The following is a 26,408-nucleotide window of genomic DNA, read 5'->3' as shown; positions in this document are numbered from 1 at the left end:
CCACCGATGACATTTCATTCCGCAACGAAAGAGGACGACATGACCGATCCGTACTTCAACGCCCCGCTCTCCGAAGTGGATCCCGAGATCGCCGAGGTCCTCGACCGCGAGCTGAACCGGCAGCGCACCTTCCTCGAGATGATCGCATCCGAGAACTTCGTGCCCGTCTCCGTACTGCAGTCGCAGGGATCGGTGCTCACGAACAAGTACGCCGAGGGCTACCCCGGCCGTCGCTACTACGGCGGCTGCGAAGAGGTCGACGTCGCGGAGTCCCTCGCGATCGAGCGCGTGAAGTCGCTGTTCGGCGCCGAGTTCGCCAATGTCCAGCCGCACTCCGGTGCGACAGCCAACGCGGCCGTGCTGCACGCGATCGCCCGCCCCGGCGACACCCTGCTCGGTCTGTCGCTCGACCACGGCGGCCATCTCACGCACGGCATGAAGATCAACTTCTCCGGCCGCCTCTACAACATCGTCGCCTACGGCGTGAACCCCGAGACCTCGCTCGTCGACATGGACGAAGTGCGACGCCTGGCCATCGAGCACAAGCCGAAGGTCATCGTCGCCGGCTGGTCGGCGTACCCCCGCCACCTCGACTTCGCGAAGTTCCGTGAGATCGCCGACGAGGTCGGCGCGCTGCTCTGGGTCGACATGGCGCACTTCGCAGGCCTCGTGGCCGCGGGCGTGCACCCGAACCCGGTGCCGCACGCGCACGTCGTCTCCTCGACAGTGCACAAGACGATCGGCGGTCCGCGCTCCGGCTTCATCCTCACGAACGACGCCGACCTCGCGAAGAAGCTCAACTCCGCCGTCTTCCCGGGCCAGCAGGGCGGCCCGCTCATGCACGTGATCGCCGCCAAGGCGACCGCATTCAAGCTCGCCGCGACCCCCGAGTTCAAGGACCGTCAGGTGCGCACGCTCAGCGGTGCGGCGATCCTCGCCGACCGCCTCACCCAGCAGGACGTCGCGGATGCGCAGATCAAGGTCCGCTCCGGTGGCACAGACGTGCACCTTGTGCTCGTCGACCTCCGTGATGCCGCGATCGACGGCAAGCAGGCCGAAGATCTGCTGCACGACATCCACATCACCGTCAACCGCAACGCCGTGCCGAACGACCCTCGCCCGCCGATGGTCACCTCCGGTCTGCGCATCGGCACCTCGGCCCTCGCGACGCGCGGCTTCGGCGATGCCGAGTTCACCGAGGTCGCCGACATCATCGCCCTGGCACTGCAGCCCGGCGCCGACGTCGCGGCGCTGAAGGCTCGCGTCGACGCGCTCGCCGGTGCGTTCCCGCTCTACCCGGAGCTCCAGCAGTGACCGCTGTCGTCCTGGACGGCAAGGCCGCAGCCGCGGAGATCAAGACCGAGCTGACCGAGCGGGTCGCGGCGCTGCGCGCGCGGGGCATCGTCCCGGGCATCGCCACCGTGCTGGTCGGCGCGGATCCGGCATCCCAGCTGTACGTCGGGATGAAGCACCGCCAGTCCGAGGCGATCGGGATGAACTCGATCCAGCGCGAACTGCCGGCCGACGCCACGCAGGAGCAGGTCGAAGCGCTGATCGACGAACTGAACGCCGACCCGACGTGCCACGGCTACATCGTGCAGCTGCCGCTGCCGAAGCACATCGACACGGATGCGATCCTCGAGCGCATCGACCCCGAGAAGGATGCCGATGGCCTGCACCCGACCAACCTCGGACGGCTCGTGCTGAACGTCAACGCGCCGATCCACACGCCGCTGCCGTGCACCCCCCGCGGTGTGATCGAGCTGCTGCTGCGCAATGACTACGACCTGAAGGGCAAGCATGTCGTCGTCGTCGGACGAGGGGTCACGATCGGCCGCTCGATCGGCCTGCTGCTGACGCGCCGCGAGCTCAACGCCACCGTCACGCTGACGCACACCGGCACGGTCGACATGCCGAAGTACCTGCGAGAGGCCGACGTCATCGTCGCGGCGGCCGGGGTCAAGCACCTCATCCGGGCAGAGGATGTCAAGCCCGGTGCGGCAGTGCTCGATGTGGGAGTCACCCGGGAGGACGACGCTGAGACCGGCAAGTCGAAGGTCTACGGCGACGTGCATCCTGATGTCGCGTCGGTCGCGGGCTTCGTCTCCCCGAACCCCGGCGGTGTGGGGCCGATGACCGTCGCGCTGCTGATGACGAACGTCGTCGAGGCCGCGGAGCGCGCGGCAGGCTGAGGGCCCGTTTCGACTCGCTGACGCTCGCTCAACGCGTTTCGTCTCGCTCCGCTCGCTCAACGACCCCGGAAGGGTGTGCGGAATCGGGGCGTTGAGCGAGGGAGCGCCAGCGACTGAGCCGAAACGGGCTGAGCGAGCGGAGCGAGTCGAAGCCGCAGTCGAAGCTACAGCTCGTCGAGCATCCGGCGCTGCTCCGGGGTGAGGCCGTCGGCGAGTTCGTCCCCGGCAGCGCGCGTCGCCGCGCTCGGCGGCTCGGATGCCGTGGCATCCGCAGATCTGGTCGTCGAGGCGCGACCGCCCTTCACCTTCGACTGCACCGTGTCGAACACCGCACCGGCTCTCGACTCGATACGGTCATCGACGAGGTCGTAGATGACCCACGCGATCAGCAGGTACAGCGGGGGAAGCACGTAGCCCCAGAACCAGCCGCGCACATCGACTCCGCTGAGCCACACGGTCAGCACCCAGACGATCAGCTCGACGATGAACACCAGCACGTACTGGACGACCTTCTCGCCGACCTTCGTGCGCGTCTCGGCCGACTTCGAGGCTGCACCGCGGAACACCCGGAGCAGGGTCGGCTTGAGCGCGAGCGTCGCCAGCGTGAGGACCACGGCGGCCCACAGCGCGTTCCAGCCGACGCTGACGCTCGACATGAGCAGGCCGATCAGCAGCAGGACGACGACGTTGAACACGTACAGCGAGACGGCGCGGACGATCCAGTTCTTCATGCCGTCAGCCTATGCCGTCGAGTTCCCCTTGGAGAAGGATCAACTGGAGAAGGATCAGCCGGTCAGGCCCGGAGCCTCGATGCCCACGATGCGGGCCTGCTCGTCGAAGCGGAAGGTCGCAGAACCCGAGGCGTCGGTGACGATCGCGCCGCTGAAGGCCTCGTCGGTCCACTGCAGGTTCCAGCCCGCCAGCCGCGCAGCGTCCCACACCGCTGAGCGCGCGTCGCTCAGCGCGAGCCCTGACAGGATGCGGGGCGCTGCGACGACGGCATCCTGCACGGTGACCGGTGCGAGCGGCGCATCCAGCACGAAGACGGCCCGCGTGCCGCCGCCGATCGGCGCCGAATAGTAGGGGGAGCGACCGGTGATCTCCACGGCGACGGTGCCGATCTGATCTGCGACCTGCGCGATCCATTCGTCGAGGTCCGAGCCGGTGTCCTCCGGGAAGGCGAGTTCGGACCGGCTGAGCTCGGCGATGTCGTACTGCGTGCCGTAGTCGCGCAACTGAGCGGCGACGCCCTGCGCGTCTCCCTGAGGATGAGCCCACGCCCAGAGCAGAGACCTGGGCCCCGGTGCGATCGTGGCGATCAGGTGCGGGCGGGTGACCACCTGATGCGCGGGGTTCGCGTTGGCGGTGAAGGTGAGCGTACCTGCGGCCATGTCCGCGTCCCAGCGGTGCTCGCCCAGCGCATCGACGGCAGTGGTGAGCGCGTCCTGACGGAGTGCGACGAAGAAGGCGGCGCGATCGGCGAGAGGCTGCAGTGCGGCGAAGGTCATGGCTCCAGTCTGGCCTGGAATCCTATGTTTTCGCCACCTGTGCCGCGGTACGACGACTGGTCAGGGCCGGCGGGCGGCGTACTGCTCTCGGATGATCGGGTGCGTGTCGGCCCCCGGGTGCGCGGTGATCTCCACCGGCCACTCCGGCGCGGTGCCGCTGAGTCCCCAGGCGGCCTGTACTGCTGCTCCGAGTGCCACGTACTCGCCGGGTGCAGGAACCACGACGGGCGCATCGAACACCTGCGCCGCGATGCGCGCCACGGCTTCGCTCTGCGCTGCGCCGCCGACGAGCAGGACGCGCTCTGCGTTCACACCGTGCGCGCGAATGCGGTCGAGGCCGTCGGCGAGGCCGCACAGCACGCCCTCGATCGCAGCGCGGGCGAGGTTCTCACGGGTCGTCGAGCTCAGCGTCATGCCGAACAGCGACGCCGTGGCATCCGGCAGATTGGGCGTGCGCTCGCCCTCGAACCACGGCTGCAGCACGAGTCCGCCCGCGCCCGGTTCAGCCGCGAGGGCAAGCCTGGAGAACTCGGCGTGATCGACGCCGAGAAGGGATGCCGTGGCATCCAGCACCCTGGCTGCGTTCAGCGTCGCGACCAGCGGCAGGAAGCCTCCGGCCGCGTCGGCGAATCCGGCCACGGTGCCGCTCGGGTCGGCGACGGCGACGTCGGTGACGGCGAACACCGTTCCACTGGTGCCGATCGAGACGCCGATGTCGCCGCTTCCGGCTCCCATTCCGAGTGCGGCCGCCGCGTTGTCGCCCGCGCCGGCAGTGACGATGATTCCGCCCTTTCCTTCGACGTGCTCGGCGGGGCCGAGAACACGGGGCAGCACGACATCACTCGCGTCGCGGCGCAGCGCGATGGCGAGCAACTCACGGTCGTACTCGCCTCGAGTGGAGTCGAAGTACGCCGTGCCACTGGCATCGGACCGATCGGTGATCAGTTCGTCGAGCACAGGCCCTAGCGGTGACTCGTCGGCCGGTCCATAACCGCGCAGACGCCAGGTGAGCCAGTCGTGGGGGAGTGCGATCGCCGCGATGCGGGCCGCGTTCTCCGGCTCGGCATCCGCCACCCACCGCACCTTGCTCGCCGTGAACGACGCGACCGGCACGACGCCGGTGCGTCGCGCATACTCTGCGGCGCCGACCTCGGCGGTCAGCGCGGTCGCGGCATCCGCCGACCTCGTGTCGTTCCAGAGCAGAGCGGGCCGGATGACGCGCCCCTCTGCATCCAGGGCCACCAGACCGTGCTGCTGTCCACCGATGCCGACGGCGGCGACGTCGTCGAGCCCGCCGGCATCGGCGATGGCGCTGCGCAGCGCCTCCCACCACGCCGACGGGTCCACTTCGGTGCCATCAGGATGCCCGGCTCGTCCGGAGCGGATGACCGCTCCGGACGAGAGGTCGCGCAAGACGACCTTGCAGCTCTGCGTCGACGAATCGATGCCGGCGACGAGCGTCATGTTCAGCGCGCGCCGAGCAGGTGCTCGGTGGCGAGCTGCTGCAGACGGACGAATCCGAAGCCCTTGCCGCCGAGGTAGGCGTCGGCGTCGAAGTCCTCGAAGGCGCTGCGATCGGCGAGGAAGTCGTTGTAGCTCTCGCCGGGGTTCAGCGTCGGCTGCGCGAGCTCGGCGACCTTGGAAGCGGCCAGCGCCTCCTGCACCTCGGGGTCTGCGCGGAACGCCGCTGCCCGCTCCTTGAGGAGCAAGTACGTGCGCATGTTCGCCGCTGCCGAGTCCCACACGCCGGTCTCGTCTTCCGTGCGGCTGGGCTTGTAGTCGAAGTGACGCGGGCCGTCGTAGGCCGGAACCCCGCCGGGGCCGCCGTTCTCGAGCAGGTCGACCAGCGCGAATGCGTTGTGCAGGTCGCCGTGACCGAACACGAGGTCCTGGTCGTACTTGATGCCGCGCTGACCGTTGAGATCGATGTGGAAGAGCTTCTCGTGGAACAGCGCCTGGGCGATGCCGGCGGCGAAGTTCAGGCCAGCCATCTGCTCGTGGCCGACCTCGGGGTTCACACCGAACAGCTCGGGACGTGCGAGCGAGCCGATGAAGGCGATCGCGTGGCCGAGGGTCGGCAGCAGGATGTCGCCGCGGGGCTCGTTCGGCTTGGGCTCGATCGCGAAGCGGATGTCGTAGCCCTTGTCGGTGACGTAGTCGGCGAGAAGGTTCACGGACTCGCGGTAGCGCTCGAGGGCCTGGCGCACATCCTTGGCGGAGTCGTATTCTGCGCCCTCGCGGCCGCCCCACATGACGAAGGTCTTGGCGCCGAGCTCTGCACCGAGGTCGAGCTGGCGGAACACCTTGCGGAGGGCATACCGGCGCACGTCGCGGTCGTTGGAGGTGAAGCCGCCGTCCTTGAAGACGGGGGCGCTGAAGAGGTTCGTGGTGACCATCGGCACGATGAGGCCGGTGTCGGACAGTGCGCCCTTGAGCCGGTCGATCTGCTTCTGACGCTCGGCGTCGGTGGAGCCGAAGGCGAACAGGTCGTCATCGTGGAACGTGAGTCCGTAGGCACCGAGCTCGGAGAGCTTCTCGACGGCGTGCACCACGTCGAGGCGAGGGCGCGTCGGGCCGCCGAACGGATCGGTGCCGTTGTAGTCGACGGTCCAGAGACCGAACGAGAATTTGTCTTCGCGGGTGGGGGTGAGTGCCATGAGGAAGTCGCTTTCAACATCGATGGTGAATTGTTGTGAGTAAAAACATATCAGGGCACCGCCCGGGTCGCAACGCCGAACGGGGCGCGTCAGTGCGTCGGCGCGGCCGTGGAACCACGCGAGATGAGTTCGGCCGGCATGCGGACGTGCTCGGGCTCGCCCCCGCTGAGCATGCTGAGCAGCACTCGCACGGCGGCGGTGCCCATGGTGGCCAGAGGCTGGCGCACCGTCGTCAGCTGTGGGACATGGGATGCCGCCTCCGGGATGTCGTCGAACCCGACGACGGACAGGTCGTCAGGCACCCGCAGGCCGCGCTCCGCCGCGACCCTGATCATCTCGAGTGCGGAGAGGTCGTTCGCCGCGAACACCGCGGTCGGTCGGTCGTCCAGATCGAGCAACGCGTGGGAGCCGGCGGTCGCACTCGCGGCGCGATACCCGCCCTCGGCGACGAGCGCGGGATCGAAGGGTATGCCGGCGCTCTCCAGTGCGGCACGGTACCCGCGCTCGCGCTGGTGGGCGGACTCCAGGTCGGTGCGGCCGCGGAGATGCCCTATGCGACGATGTCCGAGCGAGATCAGATGCTCGGTCGCGGCGTGGGCGCCGTCGAGGCTGTGCACGGCCACGGTCGCCGGTCCATCGGCGCCGGTGTGTGGATCGACCGCGACGATCGGGACGTTCGAGCGCTCGGGCGTGGTGGTGGGGGTGACGAGGATGGCTCCGTCGATCAGCGTGCCGCCGAGACGTGAGAGCGAGCGGCGCTCCCACCCGAGATGATCGCCGGCCGAGACCGTGCCGGCGTACGCGAGCACGTCGTAGGGAGTGCCGTCCAGCGCCGTCGACACTCCACGCAGCAGCTCGAGGGCGAAGGGTTCGAACTCGGCGACGAGCACGCCGATCACGTTCGTCCTGCCGCGCCGCATAGACGTGGCGACCAGAGAACTCTCGTAGCCGAGTTCGGCCACCACGCGGAGCACGCGTGCATGAGTCGCGGCGGAGACGCCGTCGCGTCCGTTGATCGCCTTCGAGACGGTCGCCACCGACACTCCGGCCGTTCGGGCCACGTCGGTGATGGTTGGCCGAGCATTCATGCCAGTCAGCCTAACCGAATAGAAAACGTTATCGATATCGTTTGACATGATCATGGGAGCGGTGTCAGAGTGGGCACACGAACACATTGGTGTGGCTGGCAACAAATGTCGTGTCGCGCTGCACGAGAACTCGAAGAAGAGGAGAACACAGCATGAAGATGCGAAAGGCATTGGCGGCAGGCGCCGCGGTCGTCGCACTGGGATCGCTCGTCCTGGCCGGGTGCAGCGGCACCAGCGGTGGGGGCGGCGAAGGCGAGGGTGGCGAGACCACGCTCACCATGTGGCACAACTCGACGACCGGTGACGGCAAGCAGTACTGGGAGGACGCCGCGGCCGCGTTCAACGAGGCGAACCCAGAGGTGACGGTCAAGGTCACCTCGATCCAGAACGAGGACATGGACGGCAAGCTCCAGACCGCCGTCAACTCGGGTGACATGCCGGACATCTTCATGGCGCGCGGCGGCGGCAAGCTCGCCGACATCGTCGCCGCCGGCAAGGTCAAGGACCTCACCGACCTCATCGACGGCGACGTCAAGACGGCCCTCGGAGAGGCTCCGTTCAGTGCGTTCACCGTCGACGGCAAGATCTACGGCGTGCCCAGCGCCGTGCTGCCCGGCGGAATCTTCTACAGCAAGGACCTGTTCGAGCAGGCCGGCATCGCCTCCGAGCCGACGACCGTCGCCGAGCTCGAGGACGCGGTGGACAAGCTCAAGACGGCAGGGATCGCGCCGATCGCTCTCGGCGCGAAGGACGCCTGGCCCGCGGCGCACTGGTACTACTTCTTCGCGGTGCGCGCCTGCGGACAGGACGTCATCGAGAACCTGGCCACGAGCCCCGACTTCACCGACAAGTGCTGGCTGGACGCCGCCGACAACCTCAACGAGTTCGCGGAGACCGAGCCGTTCAACGAGGGCTTCCTGACGACGACGGCTCAGCAGGGCGCGAACTCGTCCGCCGGTCTCGTCGCCAACCACAAGGCCGCCATGGAGCTCATGGGCGCGTGGGACGTCGGCGTGATCGCCGGGCTCACCCCCGACGAGCAGCCGCTGCCGGACCTCGGCTGGTTCCCGTTCCCCGAGGTCGACGGCGGCGACGGCGAAGCCGGCGCGATGATGGGCGGCGTCGACGGGTACTCGTGCTCGACGGACTCGCCGGCATCGTGCGAGGAGTTCCTGAACTTCGTCTCGTCGAAGGAATGGCAGGAGGGGTACGCCACCGCTTTCCAGACGATCCCCGCCAACCAGGACGCGACCGGTGCAGTGACCGACCCGTCGCTGAAGCCGCTCATGGAGGCATACAGCAAGGCACCGTACGTGTCGCTGTGGCTGGACACCGCGCTCGGCCAGAACGTCGGAAACGCGCTGAACACCGGTGTCGTCGAGATGCTCGCAGGTCAGGGCGACCCGCAGAAGCTCGTCGACAGCATCGCGAACGCCGCGGCGAGGGGCTGACAAGCGAAATGACCGAATCTCAGGCGCTGATGTCATCCACTGCGCCTGCGAGGAGCAACCGTGTCGGGACCGATCGTGCATCGGTCCCGACACGGGCGCCGCGGCGTCCCGACTGGCGCAAACGTGGCGAGATCGCGCTCCTGGCGGGACCCGCACTGCTGATCTTCGTCGGCTTCGTCATCTTCCCGGTGATGATGGCCGCGTTCTACGGCTTCTTCAAATGGAACGGCTACGGCTGGCCCACCGAGTTCGTCGGACTCGACAACTACGCCCTCATGCTGCAGGACGACACGTTCCGCGCAGCCGTGGGGCACAACTTCACGATCGTCGTCCTCTCACTGCTCATGCAAGGGCCGATCGCGATCCTGTTCGCACTTCTGCTGAACCAGAAGATCCGCGGACGCTCCGTGATCCGCGTGCTGATCTTCGCCCCGTACGTGATCGCCGAGGTGGTGGTCGGAACCGGCTGGAGCCTGATGCTCCAGGATGCCGGGGCGCTGAACTCCCTCCTCGAGAAGGTGGGCCTCGGCGCGCTGCAGAACTCGTGGATCGCGGATCCGGCGATCGCGATGTGGTCGCTGATGATCATCATCACGTGGAAGTACATCGGCTTCGCCGTCATCCTCATGCTCGCCGGTATGCAGTCCATCCCCGAAGAGCTCTACGAGGCGGCGGCCATCGACGGCGCCGGATTCTGGAAGTCGCAGTGGAGCATCACTCTTCCGCTGCTCGGACCGACCATCCGCATCTGGGCCTTCCTGTCGATCATCGGCTCGCTGCAGCTGTTCGACCTCGTCAACATCATCTGGGGTCAGTACATCGCGGCTACCGCCGGCACATCGACGATGGCCACCTACATGTACCAGAACGGGCATCTGGCCGGAAGCTACGGCTACGGCAACGCGGTCGCCGTGATGCTCTTCCTCATCTCACTCGTCGTCGCTCTCGTGTACCAGCGGTTCGTGCTCCGCCGCGACACCGAGGGCGCGCTGACGGGTGACAGCCGAAAGGGGCGCCGGCGATGACCGACACTCTGAAGACCTCCGTGGCCATTCAGGCCATCGGGCCGCGCGGACGCCGACGCTCGCCATCCGGTGTGCGATGGGGGAGCCCCGGCGTCTACCTGGTCGCGTTGATCCTGATCACGGTCTGCATCACGCCGATCCTCTACATCATCATCGGCGGGTTCCGCACGAACTCGCAGATCACGACCGACCCGTCCGGCTGGCCCGCGCCGTGGGAGATCGGCAATTACACCGACGTGCTCGGCAGCAGCGAGTTCTGGACCGCGATGGTCAACTCGACGATCGCCGCAGTCGGCACCACGCTCGGCGCCGTCATCCTCGGTGTGATGGCCAGCTACGTCATCGCCCGGTACGACTTCGGCGGCAAGGCCATCATGTACTCGTTCTTCGCAGCGGGTCTGATGTTCCCGATCACCGTGGCGATCACACCGCTCTACCTGCTGATCCGCAACCTCGGCCTGGTCAACAGCCTCGGCGGCATCATCCTGCCGCAGATCGCCTTCGCCCTGCCGACCACGATCATCATCCTGGTGCCGTTCCTGCGGGCCATCCCGAAGGAGCTGGAGGAAGCGGCATCCATCGACGGCGCCTCCAGGCTCGGGTTCTTCTGGAGGATGGTGATCCCGCTGAGCCTGCCCGGCGTGATCACGGTGGGCATCCTCGCGTTCATCGGATCGTGGAACGGATACATGCTGCCGCTGTTCATCCTCAACGACGCGAGTCTGTTCACCCTCCCGCTCGGGGTGCAGAACTTCTCGTCGCAGTACTCGGTCGACACCGCGAGGGTGCTCGCGTACACGTCGTTGTCGATGCTGCCCGCGCTGATCTTCTTCAGCATGTTCGAGCGTCGGATCGTCGGTGGGCTCACCGGCGCGGTCAAGGGCTGAATCGACCACATAGGTCTGATCAGAGATGAAAGAGAGATCCGTGTCGGATACCAACGCGGGAGTTCCCGCCATGCCCGCAGTGTCGGAGCGAGTGCGTGCGCTGCACGCGCAGATGACGCTCGAGGAGAAGCTCGCGCAGATCGTCGGGTACTGGCTCGACCAGAACGGCGTCGTCGCACCGATGCAGTCCGAGATGGCGGCCGGCCAGCAGGACGGCGGCCAGCTGGAGGACGTGACCAGGAACGGTCTCGGCCACTACACGCGCGTGTACGGGACCCGCCCTGTCGAGCCGGCCGAGCGCGCCGCGTGGCTCTGGGCGGAGCAGCGGCGTCTCAAGCGCGAGACGAGACTGGGCATCCCCGCCCTCGTGCACGAGGAATGCCTCACAGGTCTCGCGGCATGGAAGGCTGCGGCCTTCCCCACACCGTTGGCCTGGGGCGCGACGTTCGACCCCGACCTCGTGCAGGAGATGGCCGCCTCGATCGGGGAGTCGATGCGGGAGCTCGGCATCCATCAGGGTCTCGCACCTGTCCTCGACGTCATCCGCGATCCCCGCTGGGGACGGGTGGACGAATGCATCGCGGAGGACCCGTACGTCGTCGGCGTGCTCGGCACCTCGTACGTCACCGGTCTGCAGTCCGCCGGCGTGCATGCCACGTTGAAGCACTTCGTCGGGTACTCGGGTTCGCGCGCCGGGCGCAATCACGCTCCGGTGTCCGCGGGACCGCGGGAGATCGCGGACGTGTTCCTGCCGCCGTTCGAGATGGCGCTGTTCGACGGCGGCGCACGATCGGTCATGAACTCCTACGCCGAGATCGACGGTGTGCCGCTCGGCTCGAGCGAGGAGTACCTGACCGACCTGCTGCGTGGACGCTGGGGCTTCGACGGCGTGGTCGTCGCCGACTATTTCGCCGTCGCGTTCCTCGAGGTCATGCATGCGATCGCCGCCGACCGCGGCGAAGCGGCGGCCGCTGCGCTGGTGGCGGGGATCGATGTCGAACTGCCGACGGGGGATGCGTATCTCGCGCCACTGGCGGAGCGGATCCGAGCGGGCGAGTTCGACGAGGCGTTCGTCGATCGTGCCGTGCTGCGCGCGCTGGCGCAGAAGGAGGAGCTCGGTCTCCTCGACCCGGACGCGTTCGAGGACGAACCGCCGAGCGAGATCGACCTGGACTCGCCCCGACACCGCGACATCGCCCGGCGCCTCGCGGAGGAATCGATCGTGCTGCTGTCCAACGACGGCATCCTGCCGCTCACCGAGCCGGGTTCCGCGTCGTCGCGGATCGCCGTGATCGGCCCGAACGCGCACCGGGCCGAGGCGCTGATGGGGTGCTACTCGTTCGCCAACCACGTGCTCGCGCATCACCCGGGGTTCGAGATCGGGTTCGAGATCCCGACATTCCTGGAGGCCTTCGAGGCCGAAGCCGGCGGGAGCGCAGACGTCGTGCACGCCAGGGGTGCAGACGTCGAGGGCGAGGACCGCTCCGGATTCGACGAGGCCATCGCGGCGGCCGCCGGTGCCGATGTGGCGATCGTCGTCGTCGGAGATCAGGCCGGTCTGTTCGGCCGTGGCACCGTCGGCGAGGGCAACGACTCGGAGACTCTGGAGCTGCCGGGTGTGCAGCGAGAGCTCGTCGAGGCCGTCGTCGCGACAGGCACGCCGGTCGTGATGATCGCACTCACGGGTCGGCCGTATGCGATCGGCTGGGCCTTGGACGGTGAACGCCGCCCTGCCGCGGTGCTGCAGACGTTCTTCCCCGGTGAAGAGGGGGCTGCGGCGCTCTCCGGAGTGCTCTCCGGACGGGTCAACCCGTCCGGGAGGCTGCCGGTCTCTCTCCCGCGTGCGGCCGGCGCGCAGCCGTACACGTACCTGCATCCGCGGCTCGGCGGGGCATCGGACATCACGGCCACCGACCCGACGCCAGTGCGTCCGTTCGGTTTCGGCCTCTCCTATTCTCAGGTCGCGTACGGGGGGCTCGTCGTCGATGCGGAGGTGACCGCCGGTGGATCCTTCGCCGCAGCGGTCGAGGTCGCCAACACCGGGACGCGCACCGTGGACGAGGTCGTGCAGCTCTACGGCCGGGACGTCGCCGCATCGGTGACGCGCCCTGTCGCGCAGCTGCTCGCCTTCCAGCGTGTGAGGCTCGCGCCTGGGCAGTCCGCAAAGGTGAGGTTCTCGGTGCCCACTCAGCGGTTCGCCTTCAGTGACCGATCGATGACGCGCGTCGTCGAGCCGGGCGACGTCGAGGTGTGGGTCGGCGCGGATGCGGCAGCGACCGAGGCCGCAGGCACCGCGACGGCACGCTCGACGCTCGCCGTGACAGGCGCCGTGCATGTGCTGACGACGGCTGATCCGCGGCAGGCGACCGCCGAGGTGGAGGCATCAGTGGTGGCATCCGACGCGGCATCCGAATCGGCGGGAGCCGAGGTCTATTCCGGGGGCGCGGGCGTGCGATGACGGTGGTGCAGAATCCCATCCTGCCCGGCTGCCATCCTGATCCGACGATCTGCAGGGTGGGCGACGAGTTCTATCTCGTCACGTCCACATTCGATTATCTGCCCGGGTTGCCGGTGCTGCGCAGCCGCGATCTCGTGAACTGGGAGCCGATCGGGCACGTGATCGACCGGCCGGGGATGCTGGACATGGTCGGTATGCGGTCATCGAGCGGGCTGTACGCGCCGACACTGCGATTCCACGAGGGCACGTTCTACCTGGTGTGCACTCTGGTCGACCAGAACGACGGCGGGCGCGGCGGCAACTTCATCGTGACCGCCACCGACCCGGCAGGGCCGTGGTCGGATCCGATCTGGCTGGGCGTCGACGGCATCGACCCGTCGATCCTCTTCGACGACGACGGTCGCGCGTGGCTGCATGGCACCCGTCTCGCGCGGGAGCCGCAGTGGCACGATCAGACCGAGGTCTGGCTGCGCGAGCTCGACCTGCAGGAGATGGAGCTTCTCGGTGAGGAGCACGTCCTCTGGCGTGGTGCGGTGCTCGGGGCGGTGTGGACAGAGGGCCCGCATCTTTACAAGGTCGACGGTGCATACGTACTGCTGGCGGCCGAGGGCGGCACGGAGTTCCACCATGCGATCTCGGTCGCGAGAGCGGATGCCGTCACCGGTCCGTATGCCGGGAACAAGGCGAACCCCGTTCTGACCCACCGTCATCTGGGACGACGAGCCGACATCATCGGCGTGGGGCACGCCGACCTCGTCCAGGCGGCCGACGGCAGTTGGTGGTCAGTGATGCTGGCGATGCGGCCGTACGGCGGATATCACTACAACCTCGGGCGGGAGACGTTCCTGGTTCCCGTGGTCTGGGAAGACGGCTGGCCGGTGTTCGCACCGGGCGAGGGAAGGGTGCCGCTCGAGGTCGATGTCCCGTTCGCCACTGAATGGGCGCCAGGGGCGACGCAGGGCGACGCCACCGGGATCGTGCCGCCTGACGACCTTCGCTGGACGGCGCTTCGCGCTCTGCCGACCGAGATCGCGGCCTCCTCCGGAGACGGATGGACGCTTCCACTGCGCGCGGAATCTCTCGCGGAGCCGCTGGTCCCCGCGTTCCTCGGCATGCGGCAGCAGCATGTCGACGTCGATGTCGTCGTCGCACTCGACGCCGATCTGCAGGACGGCGAAGAGGCGGGGCTGGTCGTACGGCAGTCCGAGCGAGACCACGTGCGCCTCTCGATCGTCGGCGGGCCGCACGCCGACAGGCGGGTGGTCGCCATCCACCGCAGCGCGGACCGCGAGCACCTGCTCGGCGAGATGCCGCTGGCGTGCGATGCGACCGATTCGGTCGTTCTCGCATTGAGGATTCGCGGCCAGGCTTACGAGCTGTGCGCTGGTCGGACGCCGCAGGAACTCGACGTCGTGGCAGTCGCCGACGGTGCAGCGCTCGATTCCGTCGCGACCGGTGGATTCCTCGGCCTGTGGCTGGGCGTGCACGGCACGAGCAACGGTGCTCCGACAAGCACCGAGCTGCACATTCGGAGTTTCGACTACGCGCCGCGCTGAGCGATCGGTGCCGACCGGATATCGTGTCATGAGCAACATAATCGGGAGCGGCGGGGGACACGATGGCGGAACGGGCATCGAGCGTCGAACGCGTGCGCGCGGCGAACCTCGGCGAGGTGCTGCGACTCGTGCACCAGCTCGGCCCGCGTTCGCGTGCCGTGATCACTGCGGAGACGGGGCTGAACCGCTCGACGGTGGCCGATCTGGTCGCGGAACTGGCATCGACCGGGCTCGTGTTCGAGCAGGATCCCGACCCCACGCGACGCGTCGGCAGGCCGTCGCCGATCGTCGCAGCAGGTGACGAGGTCTTGGCGATCGCGGTGAATCCCGAAGTGGACGCGATCGAGATCGGCGCAGTAGCCCTCTCCGGGAGGGTCCGCGAACGGACGCGAGTGGAATGCGCGCAGCCGCCGAGTGTCGAGGATGTCGTCGACGTGGTGGCGCGTGTGGTCGAGGAATGGCGGGCAGATCCACTGGCAGCGAGCCGGTTCGTCGGGATCGGCGTGGCCGTACCCGGCCTCGTCCGCGTCGAAGACGGCATGGTCCGCCTCGCCCCCCACCTCGGCTGGCGCGACGCCGATATCCGCTCGCCCCTCGCGGAGCGGCTCGGCATGCCGGTGGCGATCGACAATGACGCCTCGCTCGGCGCGCGCGCGGAGCGGCTGTTCGGCGCGGCGCGGGAGCACCGCAATGTCGTCTACCTCAACGGCGGCGCCAGCGGCATCGGCGGCGGCCTCATCCTGAACGGCACGCTCATCGCCGGAGCGGGCGGATACGCCGGCGAGTGGGGTCAGACCCGTCCGAGCATCCCCGCAGAGGCCGACCGACGCACCCGGGCAGGGACACTCGAAGATGAGGTGAACCGGGCGAGACTGCTGCACGTGACCGGCCTCGGAGCAGTCGATGACCCGGTGCTCGCCGCAGCGCTCGCCGACGTCGAGGACGCGGCTGTCGCCGAGGAGATCGATCGGCAGAGGCGGATCCTGGCCGCGACGCTCGCCAACGCCGTGAACGTCCTCAATCCCTCGATGATCGTGCTCGGAGGGTTCCTCGGCATGCTGATCGGCAGCGACCCGGGGAGCTTCTCCGCCGACGTGCGGGCGAACGCGATCGCCGCACCCGGCGAACAGGTGGAGATCCGCCCCGCCGCGTTGGGTGCCGATCGCCTCCTGATCGGTGCCGCGGAGGCCGCATTCGCGTCGCTGCTCAAGGATCCGGCACGCGCACTCGGTGCGCTCAAGGTGTGACGAGAACGCCGTCCACGCGGCGGGGGGTCCGCAGCGGATTCTCCTCGCGAAGGGCAGACGGCAGCACCGCATCCGGCGCGTCCTGATAGGCGACAGGGCGCTGGAAGCGGCGCACGGCTGTCGCCCCGACCGACGTGAACTGGGTGTTCGTCGACGGCCATGGGCCGCCATGCTGCTGCGCCCAGCTGACGGCCACCCCGGTCGGCCACCCGCCGAAGAGCAGACGCCCTGCCAGGGGCTCCAGACGACGCACGAGCGCCGCGACGTCTTCGCCGTCGGCGCTGTGCACGGTCGCGGTGAGGCTTCCGGGAAGCAGATCCAGCACAGCATCCAGCTCCGCGTCGCCCTGATAGCGGACGAGGAGTGTGAACGGTCCGAAGACCTCTTCGAGCAGGGCGTCCGCGTTCGCTTGAAGCGTGGCGACGTCGGTGATCGCGACCATCGGCGATGTTCCGTCGCCTGGGTCGCCCGCCGCTGACACGACGCGAACCCCGCTGACTTCGCGCACCCGCTCACCGCCCCCGGCGAATCCGCCGGCGATTCCGGGGGTGAGCATGCGCGGCTGGGTCGCGAGGTGCTGCGGCAGTTCTCGCTCCAGCACCGAACCGTGCGGCACGAGCACGACACCCGGCTTGGTGCAGAACTGCCCGACACCGAGCTGGAAGGAAGCGGCGAGTCCCGCGGCGAGCTTCGCGCCCTGCTCGGAATCGGCGGAGGCGGTGACCACCACCGGATTCAGCGATCCGAGCTCGCCGTAGAACGGGATCGGATCGGGTCGCGTCGAGATGCGGTCGAGGAGCGCGCGGCCACCGCGGACCGAGCCGGTGAACGCGACGGCGCGGATCGCCGGGTGATCGACGAGCGACAGGCCGGCGTCGAATCCGGAGACCATGGCGAATGCACCTTCAGGAGCGCCGGCTTCTCGCAGCGAGTCGATGACGATCCGTGCGGTCGACGCGGACGTCTGCGGGTGTCCGGGGTGTGCCTTCACGATCACGGCGCATCCGACGGCGAGCGCGGATGCCGTATCGCCGCCTGCGATCGAGAACGCGAAGGGGAAGTTGGATGCCGCGAACACGGCGATCGGTCCGATCGGGCGCAGCATCCGACGGAGATCCGGAATCGGGGGAGTGGCAGCGGCGTTCGGATGGTCGATGGTCGCCTCGAGATACGAGCCCTCTTCGATGACGTCCGCGAACAGGCGCAGCTGTGCTGTCGTACGGGCGAGTTCGCCCGCCAGACGAGGAGTGCCCAGTGCCGTCTCGTCGTCGGCGATCCCGACGAGCATGCTCGACTGCGCGTCGAGCGCGACGGCGATCGCGCGCAGCCAGCCGGCGCGGACGGCCTCATCCGTTCGGTCGAGGAGAGCGGATGCCGCGGCTGCGGCATCCGCGATCTGATCGAGCTCGCGGGGTGTGGTGTCGTTCATCGAATTCCTCCTTGTGGCAGCATCCGGATTCAGCGGAACCGGAGGCCGAGTCCGAGCGCGGGCGCGGCGGTGACCCATCCATCCGCCACCGTCACGGCCGCGGGCTCACTCAGTGCACCGAGATGCGCGAACCCGGCATCCTCGACGTCTTCGATCCAACTCCGCTCAGGCAGCGCGAACGCCACCTGTGCGGAGAGATCCGGCAGCAGGTGAGGTGCGAGCTCCATCCGTCGTTCTCGAACGAGGTCGGCGATCCGCAGGAACGGGGTGATCCCGCCCACGCGGATGACGTTCGGCTGGACCACGTCGACCGCACCCGCGTCGAGGAACTCCCTGAACCGGTGGAGGGTGTGCACGTTCTCACCCAAGGCGATCGGCACGTCGACACGGCGTCGCAGCTCTGCGTGTCCGGCGAGGTCGTCGGAGCGCAGCGGCTCCTCGATCCAGCCGATCCCGTGCGCGGACAGCGCTTCGACTCGGCGGGTCGCGGTGTCCAGGTCCCAGCGCTGATTCGCGTCGACGAGCAGACGGCGATCGGGACCGATCACGGATCGCACGGCCGCGACGCGGTCGAGGTCGTCGGCGAGATCCGGCCTGCCGACCTTGATCTTCACGGCACCGTAGCCAGAGTCCACCCAGCGCTGCGCCTGTGCGACGAGCTCATCGAGCGTGTAGTGCAGGTTCACGCCGCTCCCGTACGCCGGGAGCCGGTCGTGGCGTCGCCCGAGCACCTCGGTCACGCTGGTGCCTCGGACTCGCGCCCGCCGGTCCCAGAGCGCGAGATCGACACCGGCCAGAGCGATCGTCGTGACGCCGCCGCTGCCGGCCTCGTGCAGGTGCGCCCACGAGTCGTCCCAGAGCTCCGTCGTCGCGGGGCGTCCTTGCAGGAACGGTGCGAGATCCTCGTCGAGCATCGCCTGCACGGCGGTGGCGCCGATCGACGGTGTCCAGGAGAACCCGTGCCCTTGGCTGCCGTCATCGCAGACGACCGTGACCGCGATGACGCGGATGTCCGTGACGTCCTCGCCCCAGGGGCGACTCAGCGGAATGCGGATGAGCCTGGTTCGCACGTCGGCGATCGCCGGTTCGGAGTCGGTCATCACGCCGCGAGTTCCCGACCGGCGGCGAGCAGCCGCGCAAGACGATCGACCTGCGCGTCCGTCGGGTCGATCAGCGGCGCGCGCACGGATCCCACCGGCAGGCCGCCGAGACGGACACCTGCCTTGATCAGCGAGACGGCGAAGCCCGGCACCTCATCGCGCAGCGCGATCAGAGGCGCGTAGAAGCCGTCGAGCAGGCGGTGCTGCGTGTCGACGTCGCCGGAGCGCAGGGCGGTGAAGAACGCGACAGCGATTTCGGGCGCCATCGCGAACACGGCCGACGAGTACATCGGCACCCCGATCGCCGAGTACGCGGCCTGGGTCATCTCGGCAGTGAGCAGGCCGTTGAAGAACAGGATGTCGCGACCGGAATCCTCTGCCCGGCGGACGAACTGCTGCGCCACGGCGAGGTCGCCGACGCCGTCCTTGATACCGACGACCTGCGGCAGGCGCAGAAGAGCTCCGATCGAGTCGGGGTGGAACTGGGCGTTCGCGCGGTGATAGACGATCAGCGGCAGATCCGTGGCTGCGGCGATGCGCTCCACGTACGCGATGAGGCCCTGCTGAGGTGCACCGACCAGATAGGGCGGCAGAACGAGAAGGCCCTCGGCGCCGTGTCGCTGCGCCTCCTGTGCACATTCGATCGCGTGACCCAGTGGGCCGCCGACGCCGGCGAGCACGGGAACCCTGCCTTTCGCAGCACGCACAGCGGCCTCGATGACTGCGGCGTTCTCGCTGACGGAGAGAGTGTGGAACTCGCCGGTGCCGCACGCGGCGAACACCGCACCGGGAGCGTGTTCGACGCGCTCCGCGATGTGCTGTTCGACGAGATCGACGTCGACGCGATCCTTGTCGTCGAAGGCGGTGACCGGGAAGTAGAGCACGCGGTCGGGGATGGTGAGCTCAGGCACGGGAGGACTCCTGCGGATGATCGATCGAGGGGAAGGACGCTGCGGCACCTCGGAGTTCATTGCGCCAGGTGTGACGCGCGCGCCAGCCGAGCAGTCGCTCGGCGAGCGCCGACGAGAAGACCGCGGCATCGCCGGGCAGGCTCGAAGCCTGTTCCGAGGCGCCTGGTACGAGGGCCGCCAGAGCGGGACCGGTCGGGGCATCCAGCAGCGCGTCCGGAGCGCCGACGAAGAAGACCTCTCCGTTCGGGATGTCCGACGCGTGCTCGAGCCAGCTGCGCACGAAGTCGCCGGCGTCACGGGCGTCGATGTAGTTGAACAGCGCGACGGCGGAGAGAGCCGGGTCGGCGAGGCGCTCCTCGATGGTGTGGCCCTGCTGCGTCTGGGCGCCCGCCCACTCCTCCGGAGCGATGACGTAGCAGGGTCGGAAGGCCCCGAAGCGCATGGTGTCGCCGTTGCGGCGCACGGCCATCCGGACGATCTGCTCGATCGCCACCTTGGAGACCGCGTAGCCGTTCCATGGAGCGAGCGGATGCTGTTCGTCCAGCGGCAGATATGCCGGACTCCAGCCCGACGGAGATCCGTAGCCGATCACGGTCGGGCTCGATGCGACGAGCAGTGCGCCGGCTCCCGCCGCCACGGTCGCCTCCAGCACGTTCCAGACGAGACGGGTGTTGATGTCGAAGACCTCGGAGTCGGGCAGCGCACCCGGCACCGCGATGGCGGCGAGGTGGATCACGGCATCCGGTGCGAGCGCTGCGAACAGGGATCGTGTGGCGGCCGCATCGAGGAGGTCTGCTTCACGCTGTTCGGCAGGCAGGTCCGCCACCGTCGCCCTGTCGATGGAGACGACGTCGTATCCGGCATCCGCCAGTGCGCGCACCACGCTGCGTCCCAGTCGTCCGGCGCCGCCGGTGACGATGACGCGATCGCCCGCCTTCACTTGTCGATGCCGGCGAGAGCGGCGCCGGCCGTGCCGAGTTCGAGTTCGTCGATGCGGACTGCCAGGCCGTCGGCGAGTGAGCGGTTGCCGGCGAGTCCGACCACCATGCTGCGCACGCCGTCGCTCCAGTCCGCCGTGCGTCCGAGCGGATCGGGCTGTGCACCGACGAAGACGTCGCGCAGCAGCACGGCATCGCCGCCACCGTGTCCGCCGATCCCCTCGGGGATCGGGACCTCACGGGCAGGCTGGAAGTGCCGCTGCACGACGAGACGCTCGGAGACGGGACGCGCGGCGTCGTCTGCGACGAGATCGGGCCGGGCGCTCGGGTCGACCACTGTGCGCCCCTCTTCATCCACGAGCACAGTTCCACGTTCGACGACGGTCAGCTCAGCGCGGCCGAGCGTGCCGTTGATCGCGACGGTGTAGCCCTCCCACGGTGAATGGGCGTTGAGCGAGTACGACATGGTGCTGCCTCTGGAGTAGTCCACCACGAGCGACAGGTTGTCCTCGATCGTGATGCCCTCGTCGAACACGTCGCGGTCGCGCAGGTAGCCGTCGTGCTGCTCCTGGTCGAGGTAGAGGCCCTTCCAGGTCGCATCCGTGCGCAGATCCAAACTGAATGCGTCCCGGAGGGTCGAATCGGTCGTTCCGCGCTCGGGCCGGGGGCCGAGGCCGCGCTTCGCGGCGTTCTGCGCACCGTAGAAGCGCAGACCCCCGGAGGCGAACACGCGCGATGGCACGTCCGCCGTCCACCAGTTCACGAGGTCGAAGTGGTGGCTCGACTTGTGGATGAGCAGCCCGCCGGACTTCTCCTTGATGCGGTGCCAGCGACGGAAGTAGTCGGCTCCGTGCGCGGTGTCCAGCACCCACTCGAAATGTATGCCGGTGACTTCGCCGATCTCGCCCGCGTCGATGACGCGCTTGAGTTCGGTGTTGCGAGGGGAGTACCGGTAATTGAACGTGATGGTCACGTCGCGCCCCGTGCGTTCGACCGCATCCGCGATGCGTCGCACGCCTTCTTCGCTCGTCGTCAGCGGCTTCTCGACGACGACATCCGCCCCGGCGTCCAGAGCGGTGACGATGTGGTCGGCATGGGTGAAGTCGGGCGAGGTGATGATGACCCGATCGATGCGGTGGGTGCGCACGGCATCGGCGAGGTCGCCGGGCTCGAACCAGATCGGCGATCCGAGGGCGGGGTGACGGCTCAGCGACCACTGGGCTCGACCGGGGTTGGTGTCGGACCACGCGACGAGCTGAGCGACGTCGGCGTGGGTGGAGGCGATCGCCTCGAGATACATCTGGGCGCGGGAGCCAGTTCCGACGAGGGCGTAGCGGCGGCGGGTCATTCGAGGGTTCTTCCGATCACTTGATGCCTGAGGTCGCTGCGCCCTTGATGAGGAAGCGCTGACCGAACAGGAAGACGAGGAACAGGGGCAGGAGCGAGACGACGCTCATCGCGAACATCGAGCCGTAATCCGAGCTGGACTGCGCGTCGAGGAAGCCCTTGAGCGCGAGGGACGCAGGGAACAGCTCCGGCAGCCTGACGTAGATCAGCGGCCCGAAGAAGTCGCCCCATGTCCAGATGAAGGTGAAGATCGCGGTGGTCGCGAGCGACGGGACGATCATCGGCAGCGTGATCTGGAAGTAGCTGCGGAAATGTCCTGCGCCGTCCATGCGGGCGGCCTCGAACAGCTCCTTCGGCAGGCCTCGGATGAACTGCACCATGAGGAACACGAAGAATGCCTCGGTGGCCAGGAACTTCGGCGCGACGAGTGGCAGGAAGGTGTTGAGCCAACCCAGCTCCTTGAAGATGAGGAACTGCGGCACCAGAAGCACCTGGAAGGGCAGCATGATCGAGCCCAGCATGAGCGTGAACGCCAGCGTGCGGCCGCGGAACTTCAACCTTGCGAACGCGTACGCGGCCATGGAGCACGAGACCAGGTTCCCCACGATCGCGCCCAACGCGATGATCGACGAGTTGATCAGGAAGACGCCGAACGGCGCCTGCAGATCGTTCCACCCGTTGCTGTAGTTCTCCAGCGTGAGATCCGTGGTGAACACGCTCAGGTCGCGGAAGATCTGATCGTTGGGCTTCAGGCTGGACACCACGAGCCAGATGAGCGGGTAGATCATCAGCAGCGAGACGCCGGTGAGCATCACGTGCTTGCCGATCGATCGCAGCCGCCGCAGGTGAGGGGAGCGGGAGCTGACGAACCGACGCGCTGGTCGGTCGGTGCGATTCGGCCGTAGGAGGGTCTCGGTTTCAGTCGTCATAGAACACCCAATACTTCGAAAGCCAGAAGTTGAACGCGGTGAAGGCCGCGATCACGACGAGCAGGAACCAGGACATCGCCGAGGCGTACCCCATGTCGAGCTCGGTGAAGGCCTCCTTGTAGAGCAGGAGAGTGAAGAACATCGTCGAATCGCTCGGGCCGCCTGTGCCTCCGGAGACCACATACGCCTGTGTGAACGATTGGAACGCGAAGATGATCTGCAGGACGAGGTTGAAGAAGATGACCGGAGTCAGAAGCGGGAAGGTGATGGAGAAGAACTGGCGGATCTTGCCCGCGCCGTCCATCGATGCCGCCTCGTAGTACATCTCAGGGATCTGGCGGAGTCCGGCCAGGAAGATCACCATCGGCGAGCCGAACGTCCAGATGTGCAGCACGATCAGTGTGCCGAGCGCGAAGTCGGGATGCCCGATCCAGCCCGGCCCGTCGATGCCGAACCAGGCGAGGAAGCCGTTGACGATGCCGTCCTTGCCGAAGACCTGACGCCAGAGGATCGCGATCGCCACTGACCCGCCCAGGAGCGAGGGCAAGTAGAAGATCGAGCGGTAGAAGGAGAGCCCGCGCATGCCCTTGTCGAGCAGGATGGCGAGCCCGAGCGCCAGGGCCAACTGCAGCGGCACTCCGACGAAGACATAGATCATGGTGACGCGGACCGAGTTCCAGAACCGGGCGTCGCCGAACATCTCGAAGAAGTTGCTCAACCCTGTCCACACCGGCGGCTGCAGCAGGTTGTAGTCGGTGAAGGACAGATACAGCGATGCGATGATCGGGCCGATTGTGAGCCCGAGCAGACCGACGAGCCAGGGCAGCAGGAATACCAGCGCCGCTTTGTTGTCGGGGTACTTCTCTCGGACGCGCCTGCTTCCGGTGCGTCGAGAACGCGCGATTGTGCGTAGTTCGCCGAGACTGCTCACGTGACCTCCTTGTCAGATCTCTCGCTCTCGACCAGGATTCGATCCGGATGGAGAAAGCGGTTTCACGAATGATCCGATTATTGACGTGTCCGCGACGATTAGTCAAGCCGGCGCCGGTATGGTGGCACTGATCGGGCGCGCGCTCGGCCGGGAGGGAAGGCGATGACCGCACACCGCGGGAGTGTCACGATCGCCGATGTGGCGCGGAGCGCAGGCGTTTCGCCTGCGACGGTGTCGCGGGTGATGAACGGACGCTTCGGCGGCGAGCCCGAGGTCGCCGAGCGGGTGCGCGAGGCGGCGCGCGAGCTCGAGTACGCGCCCAGCCCGCTGGCCCGCAGCCTGGCACTCGGGCGCACGCATGCGATCGCCTTCGTCGTGCCCGATCTTGCGAATCCGGCGTTCCAATCGGTGCTGGCCGGGCTCAGCAAGACCGCCGCGCTGGACGGCTATCGCGTGCTGGTCGCGGATTCGGGGGAGACGCCCTCCGAGGAGGGGCCGCTCTCCGTGGAGATCCGACGTCGCACCGACGCGATCGTGCTGTGCGCGCCGCGAATGCCCGAGGAAGAACTCGCGGCGCTCGCCGCGCAGCTCCACCCGCTCGTGCTCATCAACCGGAGCGTGCCTCAGATCGCGGCGCCGTCTCTGGCCATCGACTATCGCGCGGGGATCGCCGCACTCGCGCAGCACCTTCACGACCTCGGGCACCGGTCGCTGGCATACGTGTACGGACCGGAGCGCAGTGCCTCGAATGCGCATCGCGAACGCGGCCTCGACGACTTCGTCCGTGAACATCCGGACGTGCAGTTGGAGCGCATCCCGGCGGGAGCCGGCTCAGAGGAGGGACGGGCCGCGGCACCGGCAGTGCGCGAGACCGGCGCGACAGCGGCGCTCGCATTCAACGATCTGGTCGCGATCGGACTGATCGGCGGGTTGCGGGAATTCGGCATGCGCGTTCCCGAGGACATTTCCGTGACGGGGTTCGACGACATTCCGCTCGCCCAGTACGTCGCGCCGGCGCTGACCACGGCGTCCGTGTCGCATTCCGAGCTCGGAGTGCTCGCCTGGCAGCGGATGCGAGCGCTCATGAACGGTGAGCAGCCAGGGCACAACGTGGTGTTCCAGCCACGGGTCGAGGTGCGCGATTCCAGCGGACCAGCCCCCGCCGGCCACGGAGATTGAACCGGCCACGACTCCAGTTCGTCGGCGGGATATCGATTTGTTGTCGTCTCCGCAGAATCCGTTGACACGTCCGTCTCTCGGTGCTAGCTTCACGTGAAAGCGGTTTCTCGAACCGTGTCCTCGATGCATGAGGGCCCCGTAACCGACACCCGTCACCCACCGGCCGCCTCGATGGCGGCCTCAACCCGAAAGAGGCGCAATGACGCGTAACACACGCTCCCGCGCGGCCATCGGCTCGATCGCCGTCGCCACAGCGCTCGTACTCACCAGCTGCTCCGGCAGCCCTCAGGCCGATGGCGGCGAGTTCGACCCCGACGAGGAGATCGAGCTTGAGATGTCGTGGTGGGGCGACGACGCCCGCGCCACCCTGTTCGGCGAGGTCATCGACCTGTTCGAGGCCGAGTACCCCAACATCACGGTCGTGGAGACGCCGGTCGGCGCCCCCGATGACCTTTTCAACCGACTCGCGACCGACTTCGCGGGTGGTGGCGACACCGCTCCGGATGTCTTCGCCCTCGGCGGCGCCAAGCCGCAGGAGTACGGCGAGCTCGGCGCCCTGCTCGACCTGTCGACCGTGAGCGATCAGCTCGACTACAGCACGTACCCGGAGTTCTCCCTGACCAGTGCAGTGGTCGACGACACCGTGTACGGGTTGCCGACAGGAGGCAACGCGACAGCCGCATTCGTGAACGTCGACATCTTCGAGCAGGCCGGCGTCGAGGTTCCCGCAGACGGATGGGACTGGGACGAGCTGATCGAAGCGGCCAACACGATCGGCAGCGCAGGGCTCACCAACGCCGCGGGTCAGTCGATCTACGGCCTGGACCTGCGCATTCAGGACATCATGGGCACGTACGCCGGTCAGGTCAGCGAACTCGGCATGTACGACTGGGAGGGTGCTCTCGACGTCTCCGCCGATGACATCACCGGGTGGTACGAGATCGAGCAGCAGCTCGCCGATGGCGGTGGCCTGCCCGACCCGTCCGTGGTGACGGCCAACTGGCAGCTGCCGCCAGACCAGCAGCCGTTCACGCTGGGCCAGGCCGCCGTCACGTTCGGCTACAGCAACCTCATGGGCGCCTACGCCACCGCAGGCGAGAACGTCCAGATGATGCTGCCTCCGACATCGACGAAGACCTCGGGTGTCGCCCTCCTGCCGTCGGCGTTCTGGGCGATCAACGCGGCATCGCCGCACCCAGAGGCCGCTGCGCTGCTGGTGAACTGGTTCCTGAACGAGCCGGCTGCTGCCGAGCTGATCCTCGACACCCGCGGTGTGCCGTTCAACCCCGACACTCTCGCCGTTGTCGCGCCGCTGCTGAGCGCACCAGGACAGATCGCGGCCGACTACGTCGACGTCGTGCTGGAGGAGGGGGTCGTCGCACCTCCGCAGCCGGCCGGTGGTGCGATCATGAATGAGCTGTCGCAGCGGATGGAATCCGACGTGCTGTTCGGCAAGGCGACGCCTGAGCAAGCGGGACAGCAGTGGGTCGACGAACTCGGAGCGGCTCTGCAGTAGCAGGTCGGGTACCGAAGCGAGGAGGTGCGGACGATGACCGAGGTCACCGTCCGCACCTC

At 67.9% G+C, this 26,408-nt stretch carries 22 protein-coding genes; 10 read left to right on the top strand and 12 right to left on the bottom strand.

Going from position 1 to position 26,408, the window contains the following annotated elements; genetic code table 11:
- Positions 1–39: 39 nt before the first annotated feature.
- The gene (glyA, locus tag JF52_RS0102635) at positions 40–1,314 is read left to right on the top strand and encodes a serine hydroxymethyltransferase (RefSeq protein WP_033104924.1); all 1,275 of its coding nucleotides are present in this window, start codon (positions 40–42) and stop codon (positions 1,312–1,314) included.
- Positions 1,311–2,192, top strand: coding sequence for a bifunctional methylenetetrahydrofolate dehydrogenase/methenyltetrahydrofolate cyclohydrolase (locus tag JF52_RS0102630; protein WP_033104923.1), 882 nt, complete (start codon positions 1,311–1,313; stop codon positions 2,190–2,192). Before glyA ends, JF52_RS0102630 begins: the two co-directional genes overlap by 4 nt.
- 164 nt (positions 2,193–2,356) lie before the next feature.
- Here JF52_RS0102630 and JF52_RS0102625 read toward each other — a convergent pair whose 3' ends face one another.
- From JF52_RS0102625 to JF52_RS0102605, 5 genes are all read right to left on the bottom strand, one after another.
- Positions 2,357–2,923, bottom strand: a complete 567-nt coding sequence (locus JF52_RS0102625) for a hypothetical protein (protein ID WP_033104922.1) — start codon at positions 2,921–2,923, stop codon at positions 2,357–2,359.
- 54 nt (positions 2,924–2,977) lie between these two features.
- Positions 2,978–3,700, bottom strand: a complete 723-nt coding sequence (locus JF52_RS0102620; protein ID WP_033104921.1) for a DUF6882 domain-containing protein — start codon at positions 3,698–3,700, stop codon at positions 2,978–2,980.
- A gap of 60 nt (positions 3,701–3,760) precedes the next feature.
- The gene (xylB, locus tag JF52_RS0102615; RefSeq protein WP_033104920.1) at positions 3,761–5,164 is read right to left on the bottom strand and encodes a xylulokinase; all 1,404 of its coding nucleotides are present in this window, start codon (positions 5,162–5,164) and stop codon (positions 3,761–3,763) included.
- A gap of 2 nt (positions 5,165–5,166) precedes the next feature.
- Positions 5,167–6,357, bottom strand: coding sequence for a xylose isomerase (gene xylA / locus JF52_RS0102610; protein WP_033104919.1), 1,191 nt, complete (start codon positions 6,355–6,357; stop codon positions 5,167–5,169).
- 89 nt (positions 6,358–6,446) lie between these two features.
- Positions 6,447–7,445, bottom strand: a complete 999-nt coding sequence (locus tag JF52_RS0102605; RefSeq protein ID WP_033104918.1) for a LacI family DNA-binding transcriptional regulator — start codon at positions 7,443–7,445, stop codon at positions 6,447–6,449.
- 152 nt (positions 7,446–7,597) lie between these two features.
- Between JF52_RS0102605 and JF52_RS0102600 the strand changes: the two genes are divergently transcribed.
- From JF52_RS0102600 to JF52_RS0102575, 6 genes are all read left to right on the top strand, one after another.
- On the top strand, positions 7,598–8,896 hold the full coding sequence (locus tag JF52_RS0102600; protein ID WP_033104917.1) for an extracellular solute-binding protein: 1,299 nt from the start codon (positions 7,598–7,600) through the stop codon (positions 8,894–8,896).
- Between the two features lie 8 nt (positions 8,897–8,904).
- Positions 8,905–9,921, top strand: coding sequence for a carbohydrate ABC transporter permease (locus tag JF52_RS0102595; protein ID WP_152594800.1), 1,017 nt, complete (start codon positions 8,905–8,907; stop codon positions 9,919–9,921).
- Positions 9,918–10,808, top strand: coding sequence for a carbohydrate ABC transporter permease (locus JF52_RS0102590; RefSeq protein ID WP_052166697.1), 891 nt, complete (start codon positions 9,918–9,920; stop codon positions 10,806–10,808). The genes JF52_RS0102595 and JF52_RS0102590 overlap by 4 nt, the downstream gene beginning before the upstream one ends.
- A 70-nt stretch (positions 10,809–10,878) precedes the next feature.
- On the top strand, positions 10,879–13,266 hold the full coding sequence (locus JF52_RS0102585) for a beta-xylosidase/alpha-l-arabinosidase (RefSeq protein ID WP_235272357.1): 2,388 nt from the start codon (positions 10,879–10,881) through the stop codon (positions 13,264–13,266).
- Complete coding sequence (locus JF52_RS0102580) at positions 13,263–14,822, top strand: glycoside hydrolase family 43 protein (protein WP_033104916.1); 1,560 nt, start codon at positions 13,263–13,265, stop codon at positions 14,820–14,822. The genes JF52_RS0102585 and JF52_RS0102580 overlap by 4 nt, the downstream gene beginning before the upstream one ends.
- A 62-nt stretch (positions 14,823–14,884) precedes the next feature.
- On the top strand, positions 14,885–16,069 hold the full coding sequence (locus tag JF52_RS0102575) for an ROK family protein (RefSeq protein WP_033104915.1): 1,185 nt from the start codon (positions 14,885–14,887) through the stop codon (positions 16,067–16,069).
- On the opposite strand, the gene JF52_RS0102570 is transcribed toward JF52_RS0102575, so the two are convergent.
- The 7 genes from JF52_RS0102570 to JF52_RS0102540 are packed head-to-tail and all read right to left on the bottom strand — an operon-like array spanning position 16,059 to position 23,654.
- Positions 16,059–17,576 carry an aldehyde dehydrogenase (NADP(+)) gene (locus tag JF52_RS0102570; RefSeq protein ID WP_084595495.1) on the bottom strand — a complete coding sequence of 506 codons (1,518 nt, stop codon included), beginning with the start codon at positions 17,574–17,576 and terminating at the stop codon, positions 16,059–16,061. The genes JF52_RS0102575 and JF52_RS0102570 overlap by 11 nt on opposite strands.
- Complete coding sequence (locus JF52_RS0102565) at positions 17,528–18,598, bottom strand: mandelate racemase/muconate lactonizing enzyme family protein (RefSeq protein ID WP_033104913.1); 1,071 nt, start codon at positions 18,596–18,598, stop codon at positions 17,528–17,530. Before JF52_RS0102565 ends, JF52_RS0102570 begins: the two co-directional genes overlap by 49 nt.
- Positions 18,598–19,509 (bottom strand): 5-dehydro-4-deoxyglucarate dehydratase, encoded by a 912-nt coding sequence (locus JF52_RS0102560; RefSeq protein ID WP_234000493.1) that lies wholly within the window; start codon positions 19,507–19,509, stop codon positions 18,598–18,600. Before JF52_RS0102560 ends, JF52_RS0102565 begins: the two co-directional genes overlap by 1 nt.
- Complete coding sequence (locus tag JF52_RS0102555; protein ID WP_052166695.1) at positions 19,502–20,449, bottom strand: NAD-dependent epimerase/dehydratase family protein; 948 nt, start codon at positions 20,447–20,449, stop codon at positions 19,502–19,504. Before JF52_RS0102555 ends, JF52_RS0102560 begins: the two co-directional genes overlap by 8 nt.
- The gene (locus JF52_RS0102550; RefSeq protein ID WP_033104912.1) at positions 20,446–21,795 is read right to left on the bottom strand and encodes a Gfo/Idh/MocA family protein; all 1,350 of its coding nucleotides are present in this window, start codon (positions 21,793–21,795) and stop codon (positions 20,446–20,448) included. Before JF52_RS0102550 ends, JF52_RS0102555 begins: the two co-directional genes overlap by 4 nt.
- A gap of 16 nt (positions 21,796–21,811) precedes the next feature.
- The gene (locus JF52_RS0102545) at positions 21,812–22,723 is read right to left on the bottom strand and encodes a carbohydrate ABC transporter permease (protein WP_033104911.1); all 912 of its coding nucleotides are present in this window, start codon (positions 22,721–22,723) and stop codon (positions 21,812–21,814) included.
- Complete coding sequence (locus JF52_RS0102540) at positions 22,713–23,654, bottom strand: carbohydrate ABC transporter permease (RefSeq protein WP_033104910.1); 942 nt, start codon at positions 23,652–23,654, stop codon at positions 22,713–22,715. Before JF52_RS0102540 ends, JF52_RS0102545 begins: the two co-directional genes overlap by 11 nt.
- A 162-nt stretch (positions 23,655–23,816) precedes the next feature.
- Here JF52_RS0102540 and JF52_RS0102535 point away from each other — a divergent pair, with 162 nt between their 5' ends.
- Together JF52_RS0102535 and JF52_RS16385 are read left to right on the top strand one after the other, a co-directional pair.
- The gene (locus JF52_RS0102535) at positions 23,817–24,833 is read left to right on the top strand and encodes a LacI family DNA-binding transcriptional regulator (RefSeq protein WP_033104909.1); all 1,017 of its coding nucleotides are present in this window, start codon (positions 23,817–23,819) and stop codon (positions 24,831–24,833) included.
- Positions 24,834–25,032: 199 nt separating this feature from the next.
- Positions 25,033–26,349 carry an ABC transporter substrate-binding protein gene (locus JF52_RS16385; RefSeq protein ID WP_052166694.1) on the top strand — a complete coding sequence of 439 codons (1,317 nt, stop codon included), beginning with the start codon at positions 25,033–25,035 and terminating at the stop codon, positions 26,347–26,349.
- The last annotated feature ends 59 nt before the right edge of the window (positions 26,350–26,408 follow it).

It is taken from the genome of Microbacterium profundi (genome assembly GCF_000763375.1).
Taxonomy (GTDB): Bacteria; Actinomycetota; Actinomycetes; order Actinomycetales; family Microbacteriaceae; genus Microbacterium; species Microbacterium profundi.
The sequence above is the reverse complement of the archived record's forward strand: the minus strand, read 5'-3'. Positions and strand labels throughout refer to the sequence as shown.